This is a genomic window from Janthinobacterium sp. BJB401 (assembly GCF_013372745.1).
GTDB classification, from domain to species: domain Bacteria; phylum Pseudomonadota; class Gammaproteobacteria; order Burkholderiales; family Burkholderiaceae_D; genus Janthinobacterium; species Janthinobacterium rivuli.
Window position 1 is genome coordinate 57801 of the sequence record NZ_JABXFH010000018.1, and the last position, 17629, is coordinate 75429.

16 protein-coding genes and 1 pseudogene are annotated in these 17629 nt (G+C 60.5%); 10 read left to right on the forward strand and 7 right to left on the reverse strand.

Annotated elements, in window-relative coordinates:
* Nucleotides 1–18: 18 nt before the first annotated feature.
* The gene (locus HWE17_RS13875) at nt 19–426 is read left to right on the forward strand and encodes a 4-oxalocrotonate tautomerase family protein (protein ID WP_176389135.1); all 408 of its coding nucleotides are present in this window, start codon (nt 19–21) and stop codon (nt 424–426) included.
* Here HWE17_RS13875 and HWE17_RS13880 read toward each other — a convergent pair whose 3' ends face one another.
* From HWE17_RS13880 to def, 3 genes are all read right to left on the reverse strand, one after another.
* Nucleotides 427–1329 carry a LysR family transcriptional regulator gene (locus HWE17_RS13880; RefSeq protein WP_176389136.1) on the reverse strand — a complete coding sequence of 301 codons (903 nt, stop codon included), beginning with the start codon at nt 1327–1329 and terminating at the stop codon, nt 427–429. It lies immediately after the preceding gene.
* Between the two features lie 29 nt (nt 1330–1358).
* Nucleotides 1359–2315, reverse strand: coding sequence for a methionyl-tRNA formyltransferase (gene fmt, locus HWE17_RS13885; RefSeq protein WP_176389137.1), 957 nt, complete (start codon nt 2313–2315; stop codon nt 1359–1361).
* Nucleotides 2316–2412: 97 nt separating this feature from the next.
* On the reverse strand, nt 2413–2955 hold the full coding sequence (def, locus tag HWE17_RS13890; protein ID WP_099379962.1) for a peptide deformylase: 543 nt from the start codon (nt 2953–2955) through the stop codon (nt 2413–2415).
* 306 nt (nt 2956–3261) lie between these two features.
* On the opposite strand from def, the gene dprA reads away from it, so the two are divergent.
* From dprA to HWE17_RS13905, 3 genes are all read left to right on the forward strand, one after another.
* Nucleotides 3262–4365 (forward strand): DNA-processing protein DprA, encoded by a 1104-nt coding sequence (gene dprA / locus HWE17_RS13895; protein ID WP_176389138.1) that lies wholly within the window; start codon nt 3262–3264, stop codon nt 4363–4365.
* A 94-nt stretch (nt 4366–4459) separates the two neighbouring features.
* Nucleotides 4460–4924 carry a DUF494 family protein gene (locus tag HWE17_RS13900; RefSeq protein WP_034749287.1) on the forward strand — a complete coding sequence of 155 codons (465 nt, stop codon included), beginning with the start codon at nt 4460–4462 and terminating at the stop codon, nt 4922–4924.
* Nucleotides 4925–5197: 273 nt separating this feature from the next.
* Complete coding sequence (locus HWE17_RS13905) at nt 5198–7861, forward strand: DNA topoisomerase III (RefSeq protein WP_176389139.1); 2664 nt, start codon at nt 5198–5200, stop codon at nt 7859–7861.
* A gap of 68 nt (nt 7862–7929) precedes the next feature.
* On the opposite strand, the gene HWE17_RS13910 is transcribed toward HWE17_RS13905, so the two are convergent.
* From HWE17_RS13910 to HWE17_RS13920, 3 genes are all read right to left on the reverse strand, one after another.
* The gene (locus tag HWE17_RS13910; protein WP_176389140.1) at nt 7930–8655 is read right to left on the reverse strand and encodes a hypothetical protein; all 726 of its coding nucleotides are present in this window, start codon (nt 8653–8655) and stop codon (nt 7930–7932) included.
* 74 nt (nt 8656–8729) lie between these two features.
* Nucleotides 8730–10109, reverse strand: coding sequence for an alkaline phosphatase (locus HWE17_RS13915; RefSeq protein WP_176389155.1), 1380 nt, complete (start codon nt 10107–10109; stop codon nt 8730–8732).
* 59 nt (nt 10110–10168) lie between these two features.
* Complete coding sequence (locus HWE17_RS13920; RefSeq protein ID WP_255206241.1) at nt 10169–11569, reverse strand: alkaline phosphatase; 1401 nt, start codon at nt 11567–11569, stop codon at nt 10169–10171.
* A 591-nt stretch (nt 11570–12160) separates the two neighbouring features.
* Here HWE17_RS13920 and HWE17_RS13925 point away from each other — a divergent pair.
* Together HWE17_RS13925 and HWE17_RS13930 are read left to right on the forward strand one after the other, a co-directional pair.
* Nucleotides 12161–12394, forward strand: coding sequence for a bacteriocin (locus HWE17_RS13925; RefSeq protein WP_152598841.1), 234 nt, complete (start codon nt 12161–12163; stop codon nt 12392–12394).
* A 61-nt stretch (nt 12395–12455) separates the two neighbouring features.
* Nucleotides 12456–12755 carry a hypothetical protein gene (locus HWE17_RS13930; protein ID WP_152598842.1) on the forward strand — a complete coding sequence of 100 codons (300 nt, stop codon included), beginning with the start codon at nt 12456–12458 and terminating at the stop codon, nt 12753–12755.
* A gap of 4 nt (nt 12756–12759) precedes the next feature.
* On the opposite strand, the pseudogene HWE17_RS13935 reads toward HWE17_RS13930, so the two are convergent.
* A pseudogene (locus tag HWE17_RS13935) lies at nt 12760–13624 on the reverse strand (IS5 family transposase).
* A gap of 311 nt (nt 13625–13935) precedes the next feature.
* Between HWE17_RS13935 and HWE17_RS13940 the strand changes: the two are divergent.
* The 4 genes from HWE17_RS13940 (at nt 13936) to HWE17_RS13955 (ending at nt 17593) form a co-directional block, all read left to right on the forward strand.
* The gene (locus HWE17_RS13940) at nt 13936–14805 is read left to right on the forward strand and encodes an MBL fold metallo-hydrolase (protein WP_176389141.1); all 870 of its coding nucleotides are present in this window, start codon (nt 13936–13938) and stop codon (nt 14803–14805) included.
* A complete protein-coding gene (locus HWE17_RS13945; protein ID WP_176389142.1) occupies nt 14799–15482 on the forward strand; it encodes a DsbA family protein in 684 nt (227 codons plus the stop codon). The genes HWE17_RS13940 and HWE17_RS13945 overlap by 7 nt, the downstream gene beginning before the upstream one ends.
* 93 nt (nt 15483–15575) lie before the next feature.
* Nucleotides 15576–17039: a catalase gene (locus HWE17_RS13950; protein WP_176389143.1), complete on the forward strand. Its 1464-nt coding sequence runs from the start codon at nt 15576–15578 to the stop codon at nt 17037–17039.
* Nucleotides 17040–17209: 170 nt separating this feature from the next.
* Nucleotides 17210–17593: a hypothetical protein gene (locus tag HWE17_RS13955; protein ID WP_176389144.1), complete on the forward strand. Its 384-nt coding sequence runs from the start codon at nt 17210–17212 to the stop codon at nt 17591–17593.
* Nucleotides 17594–17629 lie beyond the last annotated feature (36 nt).

A 17629-nucleotide genomic window follows, 5' to 3' on the forward strand; every position in this document is an offset into this window, starting at 1 on the left:
CCACTTGCGGAGCATCCCATGCCCATCCTGAACCTGCGTTTGTCCACCGCGCCCGATGCGCGCCAGTCGGCCGCCATCGCCGCCACCCTGAGCCAATTGACGGCGCAGCTGTTGCACAAGGCGCCCGAACTGACGTCGGTGGCGATCAGCCATCTTGACGCGGCGCACTGGTTTGTCGGCGGGCCATCCTTGCAAGCGCAAGGCAAGGCCAGTTTTTTCCTCGATATCCTGATCAGCGATGAAACGAATACGGCCGCCGAAAAGGCCGCGTATATCGCTGCCGTGTTCGCCGCCATGCGGGAGTATCTCGGTGCCTTGCATGACGTCAGCTACATCCACGTGCATGACGCGCGCCAGGCGGCCTGGGGCTACGGCGGCTTGACGCAGCAGTTCCGCGCCGTGCGCAAGGTGCTGCAGCAGCCGTAATCAATCCCAGCGGCGATCTTGATAGTGTTGCACGGCAAAATCGATGAAGGCCCTGACCTTGGGCGACAGCTGGCGGCTGTGCGGATACAGCGCGTACAGGGTGCGTGGACGCAAGGTGTAGCCGGGTAGCACTTCCACCAGCTGGCCGCTGCGCAGCGCGTCGCGCACGATGAAGGCGGCCGCGCCGGCAATCCCCATGCCGCCCACGGCCGCTTCGCGCAAGGCGACGCTGGTATTGGCTTGCAGGCTGCCGCGCACGGCCACCTTGTGCGCGGCGCCGTCGTTATCCGTGAACGACCACTCCGCCGGCTTGTCGCCGGAGGTGTACATCAGGCAATTGTGCTGCGCCAGCTCTTGCGGCGTGGCCGGATGGCCATGGCGCGCCAGGTAGGCGGGCGCGGCGACGGCCACCGTGCGGCTGCTGGCCAGCTGGCGCGCCACCAAGGTGGAATCGGGCAAGCCGCGCGCCAGGCGCAGTGCCACATCGAAGCCATCGTCGATCAGGTCGACGATGCGGTCATTGCAGACGAGGTCGATGTGGATGTGCGGGTATTGGCGGCTGAAATCGGGCAGCCAGGCGGCCAGTTCCAGTGTGCCGAAAGCCATCGGCGCATTGATGCGCAGGCTGCCGGACGGCTGCGCCTGGTGCATGGCGACGGCGCGGTCGGCCGCGTCAAGGGCGTCGAGGATGTCGCGGCTGGCCAGGTAGTATTCCTGGCCGGCGGCCGTCAGGGCGAAGCGGCGCGTGGTGCGGTTGAGCAGCTGGGCGCCCAGCTGGCTTTCCAGCTGGCGGATCTGGCGCGAGACGATGGAGTGGGAAATGCCCAGCGCGGCACCCGCGGCCGTGAAGCTGCCCAGTTCCACGACGCGGCGCAGGGCGCGCAGGGCGGTCAGCTGGTCCATGGGCGCGTGTTGCGGGTATCGGTTACTAATTAAACGAAGCGCTTGCCGTCGAGGGGGAAGCCCTTGATGAATTCGGCCGCGGGCAAACGCTTGCCGCCCGGTTTTTGCAGTTCCGTCAGGCGCAGCGACCCATTGCCGCAAGCGACGACGATGCCGTGCTGGGCGTCGGCCGCCAGCACCTGGCCGGGCGCTTCCTTGCTGTCCGCTTCGATTACCTCGGCGGCCCAGATCTTGACGGTGGTGCCATCGACCTGGCCGCAGGCGCCGGGAAACGGATTGAAGGCGCGGATTTTCAGGCCCAGTTCCAGCGCCGGCAAGCTGAAATCGAGCGCCGCTTCTTCCTTGGCGATTTTCGCCGCGTAGGTCACGCCCGCCTCCGGCTGCGGCACGGCTTCGAGCGGCTGCTGCTGCATCTTGCGCAGGGTTTCGACGATCATCTTGCCGCCCAGGGCGGCCAGCTTGTCGTGCAGGGTGGCGGTGGAGTCGCCCGCTTCGATGGGCGTGCGCTCGATGGCCAGCATCGGCCCCGTATCGAGGCCTTCTTCCATCTGCATGATGGTCACGCCCGTTTCATCGTCACCGGCTTCGATGGCGCGGTGGATGGGCGCGGCGCCGCGCCAGCGCGGCAGCAAGGAACCGTGGATATTGATGCAGGGTTTGATGTCGAGCGTGCTGCGCGGCAAGATCAAGCCGTAGGCCGCCACCACCATGACATCGTAGTCCGTGGCCAGCAGGCGCTCGTGGGCCGCCTTCGCTTCGGCGGCGCGCTGCGGGTCCTTGCTGTCCATGCGCAGGGACAAGGGCTGCAGCACCTCGATGCCGTGCTGCTGTGCGTACTGCTTGACGGCCGAGGCGTGCAATTGCATGCCGCGTCCGGCAGGGCGGTCGGGCTGGGTCAGCACCAGCGGAATCTCGAATCCCGCTTCGTGCAAGTCTTTCAGAGCCGTGGCGGCGAATTCAGGCGTGCCTGCGAAGATCACTTTCATATGGTTCCTTGACGTGAGGTGCGCAGGCCCGCGCCCGAGGGCGCCAGGCTGGCGTGGTAAGACGACTACTGTTGCTGCTTAGTCTATCAGCAGTAGCTTAGAAACGGCGGTTCTGTGCACGCAAGCTGGCTTCGCGCTCGAGACCACGGATTTCCTTGATCATCTTGGTCTTGATGCGGTTGCGCTTGAGCGGCGACAGGTATTCGACGAATACCTTGCCCAGCAAGTGATCCATCTCATGCTGGATGCAGACGGCCAGCAAGCCATCGGCTTCCAGTTCGAACTGCTTGCCGTGGCGGTCCTGGGCGCGCACCTTGATGCGGGCCGGGCGCTCGACGCCATCGTAGACGCCAGGTACGGACAGACAGCCTTCGTCGTAGACCTGCTTTTCCTCGCTGGCCCAGGTGATTTCCGGGTTGACGAACACTTGCAGCTGGTTTTTCTCTTCGGTGGTGTCGATCACCATCATCTGGATATGTTCGTCCACTTGCGACGCGGCCAGACCGACGCCTGGGGCGTCGTACATGGTTTCAGCCATGTCGTCGATCAGGGTTTGCAGGCGCGCGTCAAATTCGGTGACGGGCTTGGCGATCGTGTGCAGGCGCGGATCGGGGTAACGCAGGATATTTAATATGGACATACGGATTCGACTGGTTAAGGTGGGCGCCGGTGCGCCGGATTATTCATGCCTGGGCCATGCGAACGATGGCAGGGCTATTTTATTTTTGAGTACGCTACGGTTGGGCGCGTGTGGCGCAACGGCGCGGCAGATGCGTTTGCCAGTGCGCTATTCGTTTGCTGCAAAGGGAAATTTTATCACAGACGCCCCTTTCCCTGTGGACGGCGGGCCGTTTTGCACGGCCATTGCACGCATTGTTGCGCGCGTCGGTATCGCGTGCGCGCCATGGCGCTAGCATGGAATGGCACCGTACACAGCGAGGTTGTCATGCATGCAATTGCAACGACGGCAGACACGGCCACGGAACTGGCGGGCTGGCTGCGCCTGCAGCACCTGCCCGGCGTGGGTCCCGTGGCGGCGCGCGCCTTGCTGGCCCGCTTCGGCTTGCCGCCGGCCATCTTCGCCGCATCATTCGAGGCCTTGCGCGAAGTGGTACCGGCCAGCGTGGCGCGCGCCATCGCGCAGCCGCCCAAGCCGGTGGCCAACAGCCAGCTCGAACTCACCCTGCAATGGCTGCAGCGGCCCGGCAACGCCGTGCTGACCCTGGCCGATGCCGCGTATCCGCCCCTGCTGCTGGAAATCGCCGATCCGCCGCTCTTGTTATATGTACGGGGGCGGGCCGAACTGCTGTCGCGTCCCGGTGTGGCCATCATCGGCAGCCGCAATGCCAGCGCGCAAGGCATGCAGAATGCGGCAGCCTTTGCGCAAGCCCTCAGCGCGGCAGGCTTGACCATTATTTCCGGGCTGGCGCTGGGCATCGACACGCACGCGCACGAGGGCGGTTTGCGCGGCGCGGGCGGCACGGTGGCCGTGATCGGCACGGGCGCCGATCTGGTGTATCCGCGACGTAACCTTGATCTGGCGCAAAGAATCGCCGAACAAGGCTGCATCGTCAGCGAGTATGCGCTGGGTTTGCCGGCCATGCCAGGTAACTTTCCGCGCCGCAATCGCCTGATCAGCGGCCTGGCGCGCGGCGTGCTGGTGATCGAGGCGGCCGCGCAATCGGGTTCATTGATCACGGCGCGCCTGGCCGGCGAGCAGGGGCGCGACGTATATGCCTTGCCCGGTTCCATCCATGCGACGTTGGCCAAGGGTTGCCATGCACTCATCAAGCAGGGCGCCAAGCTGGTCGAGTCGGCGGACGATGTGCTGCAGGAACTGCAATGGCTGGGCGGCGTTCCCCACGTGCCGCCAACGGTGGAAGACGAACCGCCGCTGCTGGCCGCGCTGGGCCACGATCCCCTCGACGCCGATACCCTGGCCGCGCGCAGCGGTCTGGCCATGGGCGCGCTGATGGGCGAATTGCTGGCGCTGGAGCTGGCGGGCCGGGTGGAACGCTTGCCGGGAGGACTGTTTCAACGCTGCAAATGACAGCTAGGCACTTGTGTGGCGGCCTTGCCGCACGGGCGCGCTTTGTCTGTGCACACCCTTGTGTCTTAGCGAACTTAGCTGCTAGAGTAGAGCCATGTTCGATATCCTGGTGTACCTCTACGAGACTTACTATCGCCCCGATGCCTGCCCCGAGCCGGCGGTCCTGGCGCGCAAACTGTCGGCCGTCGGTTTCGACGACGTGGAGATTTCCGAGGCGCTCGTCTGGCTGACGGACTTGAACGCCATGGCCGGCGTCGAACAGACCCTGACGGCCAGTTCCACGGGCACGCGCTTCTATGTGCAGCAGGAAAGCGACGTGCTGGGCACGGCCGCCATCGGCTTCATCCAGTTCCTCGAAAGCGCCAAAGTGCTCTCGCCCTTGCAGCGCGAAATCGTCATCGAACGGGCGCTGGCGCTCGACGAGGCGCCCGTGTCGCTGGGCAAGCTGAAAGTCATCGTGCTGATGCTGCTGTGGAGCCAGGGCAAGGAACCGGACGCCCTGATGTTCGACGACTTGTTTGTCGACGATGAAGATCTTCCCCCGCGCCTGCTGCACTAGTTTCTACACCCCCCCCGCCGCACCTGGCGCCGCTGCCGCGCCATCTCCCTTACTATATGCTGCGGCACCGCGCACGCCAGACCATTCTGTTTGCGCCTGCGCATTCTTGCTTGCAGATAACTTGCCGAATTCTTCAATAGGCGCTTATCATTGGCCGCTTGACAAGACCACAAGTCACAAGGCCTTGCGCAGACAAAAGCGTCGGCGCCTGGCAATGCACTGTATGATGCGCATGCTGAAACTATCCTAGAGCATTTTTCGAGACTAAAAAATATGACAAAAACCCTCATCATCGCCGAGAAGCCTTCTGTCGCGAACGATATCGCGAAGACGCTTGGCGGCTTCACCAAGCACGATGAGTACTTTGAATCGGATGAATACGTCCTGTCGTCGGCGGTCGGCCACTTGCTGGAGATCGCCGTACCGGAAGAATTCGACGTGAAGCGCGGCAAATGGAGTTTCGCGCACTTGCCGATGATTCCACCGTATTTCGCGCTGAACCCGATCGCCAAGACGGAAGCGCGTCTCAAAGTATTAAACAAGCTGATCAAACGTAAAGACGTTACCACCCTCATCAACGCATGCGATGCGGGGCGCGAAGGCGAGCTGATTTTCCGCCTGATCGCGCAAAACGCGAAAGCCAAGCAACCGGTCAAGCGCCTGTGGCTGCAGTCGATGACGCCGGGCGCCATCCGCGACGGTTTCTCGCACCTGCGCAGCGACGAAGAAATGCTGCCGCTGGCGGACGCGGCCCGCTGCCGCTCGGAAGCCGATTGGTTGATCGGCATCAATGGCACGCGTGCCATGACGGCGTTCAATTCAAAAGAAGGCGGCTTTTACCTGACCACCGTGGGTCGCGTGCAAACGCCAACCCTGTCCATCGTCGTCGAACGCGAAGATAAAATTAAAAAATTCGTGCCGCGCGACTTCTGGGAAGTGCGCGCCGAATTCGTTTGCGCGGCCGGTATCTATGAAGGCCGCTGGCTGGACACGAAATTCAAGAAGGACGAGAACGATCCCGAGAAGCGCGCCGAGCGCCTGTGGAGCAAGACGGCTGCCGATTCGATCGCCACCGCCTGCCGCGGCCGCCAAGGCAATGTCACGGAAGAATCGAAACCGACCACCTCGATGGCGCCTGGCCTGTTCGACCTGACCAGCCTGCAGCGCGAAGCGAACTCGCGTTTCGGTTTCTCCGCTAAAAATACCCTGGGCCTGGCCCAGGCGCTGTATGAAAAGCACAAGGTGCTGACGTATCCGCGTACCGATTCGCGCCACCTGCCGGAAGACTACATGCCGACCGTGCTGCAGGCGCTGGAAACGGTCAAGGAAAACAGCAACTACCACCAGTTCGCCAAGCAGATCATCGACAAGGGCTGGGTCAAGCCGAACAAGCGCATCTTCGACAACACGAAGATCTCGGATCACTTCGCGATCATCCCGACGACGATCGCGCCAAAGAATTTGTCCGAGCCGGAACAGAAGTTGTACGACCTGGTCACGCGCCGCTTCATGGCCGTGTTCTTCCCGCCTGCGGAATTCCAGGTCACCACGCGCTACACGGAAGTGTCCGGCCATCAGTTCAAGACTGAAGGCAAGGTCATGACCAATCCGGGCTGGCTGGCCATCTACGGCAAGGAAGCCTCGACGGACGCCGACAAGGAAAGCAATGGCAACGGCAATCTGGTGCCAGTGGCCAAGGGCGAGAAAGTACAGACGGAAAGCGTCAACGCGAATGGCCTGGTGACGAAACCGCCTGCGCGCTTCACGGAGGCGACCTTGCTGTCGGCCATGGAAGGCGCCGGCAAGCTGATCGACGACGACGAGTTGCGCGATGCGATGGCTGGCAAGGGCCTCGGCACGCCAGCGACGCGCGCGGCCACCATCGAAGGCTTGCTGACGGAACGCTATCTGATCCGCGAAGGCCGCGAACTGATCCCGACGGCCAAGGCGTCGCAGCTGATGACCTTGTTGAAAGGCCTGGGCGTCAACGAATTGACGGCGCCGGAGTTGACGGGCGAGTGGGAATACAAGCTGTCGCAGATGGAAAAAGGCAAGATTTCGCGCGAAGAATTCATGCGCGAAATCGCGCAGATGACGCAAATCATCGTCAAGCGCGCCAAGGAATACGACAACGACACGATTCCCGGCGACTACGCGACCCTGGAAACGCCATGCCCGAATTGCAGCGGCGTGGTGAAGGAAAACTACCGTCGTTTCGCCTGCACCAAGTGCGAATTTTCGATGAGCAAGACGCCGGGTTCGCGCCAGTTCGAAATCGCCGAAGTGGAACAATTGCTGAAGGACCGCACCATCGGCCCGCTGCAAGGCTTCCGCTCGAAGATGGGCCGTCCGTTCGCCGCCATCCTGCGCATCGTGCGCGATGAAGAGATCAAGAACTTCAAGCTGGAATTCGATTTCGGCCAGAACGACGAGAGCGAAGATGGCGAAGGCGTCGATTTCACGGGCCAGACGCCCGTGGGACCTTGCCCCAAGTGCAATGCCGGCGTGTACGAAATGGGCCTGGCCTATGTATGCGAACACAGCATGGCCAAGCCGAAGACGTGCGACTTCCGCAGCGGCCGCATCATCTTGCAGCAGGAAATCTTGCCGGAACAAATGGCAAAACTGCTCAACGATGGCAAGACGGATTTGTTGCCTGGGTTCGTATCCCAGCGTACCCGTCGTCCGTTCAAGGCCTTCCTCGTGCGCGGCAAGGATGGCAAGGTGAGCTTCGAGTTTGAAGAGCGCAAGGCCAAGCCGGGCGCGAAGACGAAGGCGGCAGCCGTCGAGGCCGAAGGCGAAGAAGGCGCGGCGCCAGCGAAGAAAACGGCGGTCAAAAAGGCTGCCGTGAAGAAAGCGCCAGCGAAGAAAGCTGCGGCCGTGAAAAAGCCGGCCGCCAAGAAGGCGCCGGCGAAGAAAGCGGCAGCGGCGGAGTAATCTAGCCTCAGCCAGACAAAAGCCAGGGATGTCCCTGGCTTTTTTTACGTCCCGATTTTAGTTGGCGCTTAGTCCAGGTAGTCGGAATACTCGCGCTGCGCGTAGTTCTGCAAATTCGCCCACGGCTGCGCCTTGCTGACGGTCGGCTGCAGCTTGACGTCGACCCGGCGATAGAAGGTATTCGCGCGGTCGCCGCTTTCGATGACCAGGGGAATCTGCTTTTGCTCATCCCACAGGATGCGCTGGAACACGCCATTCTTTTCCACTTCGCGCCAGCGCGCGCCCGTCACGGTCGACGCCTGTTTCGACAGCGGCATGGCGGCCACCAGTTTCGGGTCCAGCAGGTAAAAACTGTTTTCCCAGGAGCCGTCGAAATTGACGTTTTCGTACTCGGCTTTGGGGATGGCGACGACGATTTTGTCATGCGCATCGATGTATTCCACGCGCACGGTATTCTTTTCCAGCATCACGTGGCGCGGGATCAGCACGGGATTGAAGTGCTTGTGTTCATGCTGCGTGGCCTTCAGCGCCACTTTCCTGTTGTCGCCGTGGTTGTGGCCCGCATGCGCATCGCTCGACGGCGCCAGCACGCGCTCGACCCACACGTGGCCGGGGCGGCGCAGCATCTTTTCTTCGTAGCGGCTCTCGCGCGTTACGCCTTCCGGCGTCAGGACACGGCTGTAATAGGTGATGCCCAGGTCCAGGTCGGCAGGAGCGGACGGCGTGGCGGTGGCGGCTTGCGCGCTGGCGGCAAAGCCGGCGGCGAGGAGGACGGCGATCAGGGACGATTTCATGGTGTTGCCTTTACGTGCAGAGGGGCGGAGGGCTTGCGCCATCCGCCCCGGTGGGGTTGCCGTGTTGATGTGGATCAGAAGCCGAACGCCGCCTTCAGCAAGTCAAACACCTTGGTGTTGTCCAGGGTGCCCTTGAAGGGTTTCGCGCCGGCGCCCGTGGCCAGCAGCTTGACGTCGCCGCCGCCGTGGGTTTCGCTGGCCAGACGCACGCCTGTTTCTTGCAGATAGTTGTCTTTCAGGGCCGTGGCGCTGTCGACGTTGCTGCGCAGGGCAGGGCGGTTCGGGCCATTGCCGAACACCAGGGTGGTGTAGGTATTGCCATCGGCATCCTTGCTCGGCTGGTTATCCTTGTAGCCGCGGTTGATGTCGAGGATATTGTTGCCGCGCTTGCCATAGCCGTTGAAGGCCAGGGTGTGGTCATGGTCGGCCGTGACGACGATCAGGGTATTGGCCAGGGTCGGATCGGTTTCCTTGATCTTGGCGATGGCGGCCTTGATGGCGTCGTCGAAGGCGATGGTGTCCGTCAGCGCGCGCTTGGCGTTGATGCCGTGCAAGGCGTGGTCGATGCGGCCGCCTTCAACCATCAGGAAATAGCCGTTCGCGTTTTTCGACAGCAAGTCGATGGCCTTGAGGGTCATTTCCGACAGGCTAGGCTGGGTCGCGCCTTCGCCCAGCGGTGGCGTGGCCGTGCGGTCCAGTTCATATTCCAGGTGGCTGCGGGTGCTGTACAGGCCGATGAATTTTTTCCCGCCAGGTGCCGCCGCCATTTCCGCTTTCGTCGCGGCCACGGTGTAGCCCTTGGCGGCAAATTCCGTCAGCAGGTTGCGGCCATCGGCGCGGCCATACTTGTTGCTTGCCGACCAAGGCGTGAAGTGGTTGCGGCCGCCGCCCATCAGCACGTCGACGCCATCGCCCAGCGCCGTGTTGTAGCCCGCGCCGCCTGGCGTCGCTTGCGCGGCGATCGCGTATTGCGCATTGCGGTTGCAGATGTGCGAGAACGTCGTCGCCGGCGTGGCGTGCGTCAGTTCCGTGGTGGTGATGGCGCCCACGGCCTTGCCCTTGGCTTTCGCCAGTTCCAGGATGGTTGGCGCGCTCTTGCCGCCGGCCGGGCAGTTGTCCACGCCCAGGTTGCCGTTGGCGTCGCGGCCGGGCTCTTTGGCGATCGTCTCCTGCGCCATCGAGATGACTTCATTGTTCATCTTGACGCCGGTCATGTAGGCGGCCATCGATGGCGCGCTGTCCGTCGTTTGCGCATCGTTCGAGAACGTCTTGATGCGCGCCGTACGCTCCAGCGTGTCCATCGTCAGGCTGCCGTCTTCGCCGTATTGGTAGATGCGCGACGCCGTCACGACGGACGGGCCCATGCCGTCGCCGAGGAAGAAGATGACGTTCTTGGCGTCGGCGGCGTAGGCGCTGGCAACGCTGGCAGCCACGAGCGTGGTCAACAGCGACAGTTTCAAGGCGGATTTCAATGCTGGTTTCATATGCTTGTCCAATTCTTGTCTCTTGGGGATTACAGACCGCCGGCCGTCTTGACCAGGCCGAATACTTTGGTGTTGTCGATGGTGCCCAGGAAGGTTTCCGAACCCTTGCCGATGGCGCCCAGGAAGACGTCGGTGCCACCGTGGGTTTCATTGCCGATGGCCGTGCGGATCACCGCTTCCTGATGGTAATTATTGGCGCTGGTGACGGTTTCATCGAGGCTGGCCATGGCGGCGCGGCTCGATTGCGTGCGGTTTTCGCCATTGCCGAAGCCGATGATCGAATACGGAGCACCGTCCAGGTCTTTTTCGACCGCGCCAGTGACGTAGTTCTTCACCACGCCCAGCACGCCAGGGTTGCCGGCAGCCGTCTTGCCCGTGCGCTTGGCGTAGCCGTTCAGTACCAGGGTGTGGTCATGGTCGGCCGTGACGACGATCAGGGTATTGGCCAGGGTCGGGTCGGTCAGCTTGGCTTTCTCGATGGCGGCCTTGATGGCGTTGTCGAACGCGACGGTGTCTTGCAGCGCTTTCTTGGCTGTCGTTTCGTGCAGCGCATGGTCGATGCGGCCGCCTTCGACCATCAGGAAGTAACCCTTCTTGTTCTTGGCCAATACGTCCATGGCCTTGGTGGTCATTTCCGCCAGGCTCGGTTCCTTGGCCGCATCGCGGTCCAGGTCGTAGCTCATGTGGCTGGACGTGAACACGCCGAACAAACGCTCCGTCTTGGCCGCATCGACGGCCTTGAAGTCGGTGGCGTTGTTGGCGACCGTGTAGCTTTTGGCCTTCAGTTCGGCGACCAGGTCGCGCCCGTCGGAACGCTTGCCGCCATCCTTGAACGGCTTGAAGAATTGCGCGCCGCCGCCGAGGACCACGTCCAGGCCAGCGGTGCCCAGCGCGCTGTTGTAGCCGGTGCCGCCCGGTACCAGGGCCGCGGCGATATCGTTTTCCAGGTCGCGGTGGCAGATGTGCGAATAGGTCGCCGCTGGCGTGGCGTGCGTCACGCGCGCCGTGCTGACGACGCCGGCGGCAAAGCCCTTGGCCTTGGCCAGTTCCAGCAGGGTGGTGGCGGGCGTGCCGTTGCCGGTGCCGCATTTGTTGACCAGCTTGTTGCCGTTCGCATCCGTGCCCGGATCGATGGCGACCGTATTGGCCGACATCGAGATGACTTCATTGTTCATCTTGACGCCGGTCATGTAGGCGGCCATCGATGGCGCGCTGTCCGTCACTTGCGCGTCGTTCGAGAAGGTTTTCACGAAGGCCGTTTCCGGCAGGGTATCCATGGTCAGCGCACCTTCTTCGCCCACCGAATAGATGCGCGCGGCCGTCATGGTGGTCAGGCCCATGCCATCGCCGAGGAAGAAGATGACGTTTTTCGGTGGTGCTTCGACCACTGCCTCTTCTTTTTTTGCATCGCTGCCGCAGGCGGCCAGCATCAGGGTGATGGCGACGCTGCAGCCAGCGACGGAAATTTTTCTGCGTGTCATGTGGTTCATCCGGCTAGGTTGGAAAGAGCTGGCAAGATAACAATCCAATGTGACGCCATCATGACGCTGTGACACATTTGGCCACGCCGGTGCGCGTCCCCCGGTCGTGTTGTTTTAGCGCACGTCCTCGATAGAAAAGTACATCGTACCGCGTAAGGCCGCCGCTGCCCGCCTGTGAGCGCAGGGCTGGCCGCGAGGTGGTGGTGGGCAGTCGATATCTATATTCCGTAACAACACAGTATTTTGAAGAAATTTAGGACTAGTCTTATTTTCAATATAGGGGATGTGAGGAAAGATAGAACTGCAAGTGCTTTTTTCTTGCAATGCCGTTTTAACATCCGAAGAGTGGCATGAAAGTAAGTGATTTTCATGCTTCATGCAAAAGTGGGCGCTTAAATCATTCTTTGTAGGTCGACCATTTTAAATAAATTGATCAGTGCATCAGATGTAATTATATTTTAATGGTTTAAGTCTGATTTAAATTTTCGTTAATTTTATGGGATTACTCCTTCAAGTGAAGGTGTTAAAAAAGGATTAAAGATGCAAGTATTGACTATGGATGAAGTAATGATGGTGTCTGGCGGTGATCGTGGCGATGCAACTGCTGGAGGCGCTGTTAATGGTGCTGCGGCTGGTGCTGGCGCCAGTTATGCTATCGCACGTGGTGCTGGTTATGGTATGCGGGCCGGACTTGGTTTGGGCGCGTTAGGTATGATTGGTGGTGCTGTCATTGGTGGTGGAATTGGTTACATCGCTTATCGTATAGCAAACTAATATAATTAACGAAGTTGCACGGTGAGCATGCTGCAGGGCATGCTCATTTTAGGAGAAATAAATGATTGACAATGATTTAAAAAAACATAACATTTCAGGATTCGTTATATTCATTTTAATCATTGTATTTTCATCTGCTAGTCTTCCCGCTATATTTGGGAAAGCAGTCACGGTATCTCCGATGTTGATATTTGTAATGGTGATTCTTAGCAGCTTGCCACATTACATAAAGCCAAAAAATAAAAAAGTGGATGATGAGGCATTAATTTTTGGCAAGATTTTTTTTATAAATTTATCGATCTCTGCATTCCTTTCTATTTTGGCGATATTCATATATAAATTTGCACTTACATTTAATTAGATAGTTATAATTTTCTAACAGCGGGTTGAATAACTTGACGGAAAGTTAGCGGATGCAGCAGCAACCATCCCATGGCCAGGTAAATCATGTTTCCGACACGTCAATGCGCTGTTCGTAGTCGTGCACCAGGCGCCGGTAACGCATCAGCCACGCGAACGTTCGCTCGACCACCCAGCGCGTTGGCTGAACAGTGAAACCTTGCTGCCCCTGCAGGCGGCGCACGACTTCGACAGTAAAGTCGAGAAACGCGGCCTTGTCCATCAACTGTCTGCGATCGTATGCTGCATCCCCAAACAGATGATTTACCCATGGCCAGCGTTTGATCAAACCATCAAGCACCATCTGTGCACCAGTGGAGTCGGCAATGTCGGCTGGCGTCAAGTTGATCGCCAGCAAGCGGCCATCTGTGTGACTGCAGTGTGACTGCAATATGACGTTTGCGCCCGCTGAGTTTCTTGTTGGCGTCATAACCTCGTTCGCGCGCCGGGGGCCTTCACGCTCTGGCTATCGATAATGCCAGCACTTGGCAGCACCTCCCGCTCATTGCACAAGCGATCCCGCATCAGCGCCAAGTCATGAATGGTACGAAACAGCATGCGTCGCATCAGCCGCCGAAACCAGTAATAAACTGTCTGATACGGCGGGAAATCATTAGGCAGCATGCGCCACTCGCACCCGGATCGCAACATGTAACGCAGCGCATTGATCACTGCGCGCAAATCCGTCTTGCGAGGCCTTCCCGTCTTCGCTTGCTTTGGCAACAGCGGCGCGATCAGGCGCCACTCTTCATCTTTCACATCCGTGGGATAGCCACGTTTGAGTGCCGTCCTCACCTGCTGATGCCGGCTTCGATTCTCTTGCGTCCACATCGTCAATCGCTCCAAAACATCAGGATGCTTTGACCCGAAAGTTACTATGAAGTTTTTAAACCGTCACATGTACGCATTGATTAATTGATCAGACGCCGCGCACGCCGGACAATCTTGCTGACGCCGTCGAGTGCAACGAGCAGGTGCTGCTGATGTGGCATGGCGAACTGGCGGAGTAATGGCGGCATGCAGTGGCACGGCAGTTTTCATTCATCCGAATTAAGCAATAAACTATTGCGCTTTAACGGGTTTTTCTACCGAACCGAGCAACGTAAGATGCAGTCATCCTAATCATCTTGTGAAGGCAGATCATGTTCACCAAAACCATCAGCAGCGTTCTCGTTTCCACCGTGTTTGCCGTCGGCGCCGCCTCGGCCGCCGCCAGCGCCCCCCTGACCCTGGAAGTCTTCAACCCGGGCGAAGCGGCCATCTTTCCCGTCGCTTCTGTATTGGTTGCGGGCAAGCATGACGCCGTGCTGATCGATGCGCAGTTTTCGCGCGCCGAAGCGCAAAAGCTGGTGGAAAAGATTCGCGCCAGCGGCAAGAAACTGACGACGGTATATATCAGCCACAGCGATCCCGATTTTTACTTTGGTCTCGACGTGATCAAGGCGGCTTTCCCGCAGGCAAAGATCGTCGCCACGCCGGAAACGGTCGCGGAAATTCGCCGCAAGGCCGACGCCAAAGTCGCCTACTGGGGCCCTATCCTGAAAGACAATGCGCCGAAAAGCATCGTCATTCCGGAAGCGTTGACGGGCAAGCGCATCAGCCTGGAAGGCCAGTCGCTGGACATCGCCGGCCCGACGCCGGCGCGCACCTATGTGTGGATTCCATCGATCAAGGCCGTCGTCGGCGGCGTGGTGCTGTTTGGCAACTTGCACGTGTGGACGGCCGATACGCAAAGCCTGCAATCGCGCCAGGACTGGCTCAAGACCCTGGACGGCATCGCCGCCCTGAAACCCGTCACCGTCGTGCCGGGCCACTTCAAGGTCGGTTCGCCCCTGACGCCGGACAGCATCGGTTTTACGCGCGACTACCTGGTGACGTTTGAAGCGGAAACGGCCAAGGCCGCCAATTCGGCCGCCCTGATCGAGGCGATGAAAATGCGCTATCCGAAGCTGGGCCTCGATGGCGCTTTAGAGACCAGCGCGAAAGTGGCGAAGGGTGAGATGAAATGGTAAGCGGCAACCAGGAAACCGGCACGCCCACACTGCACTACATTTTCGACCCGCTGTGCGGCTGGTGCTACGGCGCCGCCCCGCTGGTCGAGGCGGCGCGCGCCGTGCCCGGCCTGACGGTGGCCTTCCACGGCGGCGGCATGATGACGGGCAGCAATCGCCGCCAGATCACGCCCGCATGGCGCGGCTATGTGCTGCCGCATGACCGGCGCATCGAGCAATTGTCAGGCCAGCCATTCGGCGATGCTTATATGAATGGCTTGCTGAACGACACGACGGCCATGATGGATTCCGAACCGCCGATCACGGCCATCCTGGCAGCGGAAGTCCTGGCTGGCAAGGGCCTGGACATGCTGCAGCGCGTGCAGCGCGCCCATTACGTGGACGGCTTGCGCATCGCCGACCTGCCCGTGCTGGTGACCCTGGCGCAAGAGCTGGGCCTGGATGGCGCCGCCTTCCAGGCCGAGTATGCGCGGCAGGCGGGCGCCGCCACACAGCGGCATATCGATGCCAGCCGCGCCTTGCTGGCGCAGGTGGGTGGGCAGGGCTTTCCCACCTTCGTGCTCGACGATGGCAGCGGGAAATTGTCCGTGATCGATATCGGCGGCTTCCTGGGCCAGCCGGCGAAGTTGCAGGCGCAGCTCGGCGGCGTGTGTGACGCCCAAGGTTGCGCATTGTAAATATCTATCGGATCGATAAAATCAATTAACTTTTCCTTTGCTGTTGACCTCGTTACACTAGTTCCATTAGTCAACAACGAAGGAAAAGCAGCCATGAGTCAACAGCCGCCATTCAGTACCGCCTCGGGCATTCCCGTCGCCGACAACCAGAACTCCATCAGTGCCGGCCCCCGTGGCCCGCTGCTGCTGCAAGACTTCCACCTGATCGAAAAACTCCAGCATTTCAACCGCGAGCGCATCCCTGAGCGCGTCGTGCACGCCAAAGGTTCGGGCGCCTACGGCACCTTTACCGTCACGCACGACATTTCGCGCTACACCAAGGCCAAATTGTTTGCTGAAGTGGGCAAGCAGACGGCCACCTTCGCGCGCTTTTCCACCGTCGGCGGCGAACGCGGCAGTGCAGACACGGAACGCGACCCGCGCGGTTTCGCCGTGCGTTTCTACACGGAAGAGGGCAACTGGGATTTGGTTGGCAACAACACGCCGATGTTCTTCATCAAGGACCCGATCAAGTTCCCCGATTTCGTCCACACGCAAAAGCGCGATCCGCAAAGCAACTTGAAATCGGCCGAAATGATGTTCGATTTCTGGAGCCATGCGCCGGAAAGCCTGCACCAAGTCACCATGCTGTTCTCGGACCGCGGCACGCCGGACGGCTACCGTCATATGGATGGCTTCGGCAGTCATACGTATAGCCTGATCAATGCCGACGGCCAGCGCGTGTACGTGAAATGGCACTTCAAGACGCGCCAGGGCATCAAGAATTTGCCTGCGGCGGAAGCGGGCCGCCTGGCCGGCGCCGATCCCGATTACGCCCAGCGCGACCTGTTCGGCGCCATCGAACGCGGCGATTTCCCCCAGTGGGAAGTCAAGCTGCAGGTGGCGACGCAGGAGCAACTCGATGCATGGGAGCAGCGCACGGGCTGGAACCCGTTCGACCTGACGAAAGTGTGGCCGCACGCGGACTTCCCGCTGCTGCCCGTGGGTATTTTCGAGCTGAACCGCAACCCGGACAATTACCACGCGGAAGTCGAGCAAGCTGCCTTTTCGCCGGCCAACGCCGTGCCCGGCATGGGTTACTCGCCGGACAAGATGCTGCAAGGCCGCTTGTTCGCCTACCATGACGCCCAGTTGTACCGCGTCGGCACGAATCACCAGCATCTGCCCGTGAATGCGGCCCGCTGCCCCTTCCACAACCAGCAGCGCGACGGCGGCATGGCGATTCACAATGGCGGCGCGGCGCGCAATTACGCCAACGTGGCGGCGGCGGGCACGCAGCCGCAAGGGCTGGGCCATGGTGAACCGGCGCTGGCGCTCGATGGGGGCGCGGCGCGCTACGATGGGCGCGGTGTGGAAGATGACTTTACGCAAGCTGGCAATCTGTTCCGCTTGATGTCTGACCAGGCGAAGCAAAACCTGTTCGACAACCTGGCAGGTCCGTTGAGCCAGGTGCGGCCGGAAACCTTGCAGCGTCAACTCGGCCACTTCGACCGGGCCGATGCGGCCTACGGCGCCGGCGTGCGCGCCGCCTTGCAGGCACGCGGCGTGACCGTGTAAGCGGATGTTGCAGGCGGAACAAGTGTGTTCCGCCTGTTGTTGATGCAGCACAAATTAGAATGGGATACCAAATATTGCCGTATGGACATATTTGCCTTCCATGCGTAGACTTGTTGGTCTGATGATCGCGCCGCCTTCCTGGCGGCGTCCTGACTAGAAAGTCTTGCAATATGAATATGGCGAAGCTGTCGGTGCATGGGGACGACCCCACGCTCAAATCCATTCTCGAAGTCTTGCCCACGGATCCGGAACGGCAATGGCGCAAGGGCGAGGCGAAGGGCGCGAATCGCGTGCATCTCGATTCCGGATTTGAAGTGCTGATCGCGCAGGCGCCGAAATCGCAAGTGTTGCCCTCGCGCATACGTAGCTATCTGGCCGAATGCCGTTCGCGCGGCGTCAGCTTCACGATGCCGCGCATCGTGGCCGAGCTGCAACTGGAACTGAACGGCGACGATACGCTCGACACGCCGCTGGACCTAAGCCTGGCCGACATGCAGCATCTGACGGAAATGGGCATCAGCCTGAGCCTGGTGACGCGCCGCGCCGCAGTCTGATGAGCGCCTGATATTCAAAAAAATGGCCACCTGTTC

Excerpts from the sequence above, each read along its gene's own strand:
- HWE17_RS13930 (WP_152598842.1), top strand. The coding sequence starts at position 12,456 with ATGATTGACAATGATTTAAAAAAACATAACATTTCAGGATTCGTTATA.
- HWE17_RS13950 (WP_176389143.1), top strand. The coding sequence starts at position 15,576 with ATGAGTCAACAGCCGCCATTCAGTACCGCCTCGGGCATTCCCGTCGCC.
- dprA (WP_176389138.1), top strand. The coding sequence starts at position 3,262 with ATGCATGCAATTGCAACGACGGCAGACACGGCCACGGAACTGGCGGGC.
- HWE17_RS13945 (WP_176389142.1), top strand. The coding sequence starts at position 14,799 with ATGGTAAGCGGCAACCAGGAAACCGGCACGCCCACACTGCACTACATT.
- HWE17_RS13875 (WP_176389135.1), top strand. The coding sequence starts at position 19 with ATGCCCATCCTGAACCTGCGTTTGTCCACCGCGCCCGATGCGCGCCAG.
- def (WP_099379962.1), bottom strand. The coding sequence starts at position 2,955 with ATGTCCATATTAAATATCCTGCGTTACCCCGATCCGCGCCTGCACACG.
- HWE17_RS13920 (WP_255206241.1), bottom strand. The coding sequence starts at position 11,569 with ATGCTGGCCGCCTGCGGCAGCGATGCAAAAAAAGAAGAGGCAGTGGTC.
- HWE17_RS13925 (WP_152598841.1), top strand. The coding sequence starts at position 12,161 with ATGCAAGTATTGACTATGGATGAAGTAATGATGGTGTCTGGCGGTGAT.
- HWE17_RS13955 (WP_176389144.1), top strand. The coding sequence starts at position 17,210 with ATGAATATGGCGAAGCTGTCGGTGCATGGGGACGACCCCACGCTCAAA.
- HWE17_RS13940 (WP_176389141.1), top strand. The coding sequence starts at position 13,936 with ATGTTCACCAAAACCATCAGCAGCGTTCTCGTTTCCACCGTGTTTGCC.
- HWE17_RS13900 (WP_034749287.1), top strand. The coding sequence starts at position 4,460 with ATGTTCGATATCCTGGTGTACCTCTACGAGACTTACTATCGCCCCGAT.
- HWE17_RS13905 (WP_176389139.1), top strand. The coding sequence starts at position 5,198 with ATGACAAAAACCCTCATCATCGCCGAGAAGCCTTCTGTCGCGAACGAT.
- fmt (WP_176389137.1), bottom strand. The coding sequence starts at position 2,315 with ATGAAAGTGATCTTCGCAGGCACGCCTGAATTCGCCGCCACGGCTCTG.
- HWE17_RS13910 (WP_176389140.1), bottom strand. The coding sequence starts at position 8,655 with ATGAAATCGTCCCTGATCGCCGTCCTCCTCGCCGCCGGCTTTGCCGCC.
- HWE17_RS13880 (WP_176389136.1), bottom strand. The coding sequence starts at position 1,329 with ATGGACCAGCTGACCGCCCTGCGCGCCCTGCGCCGCGTCGTGGAACTG.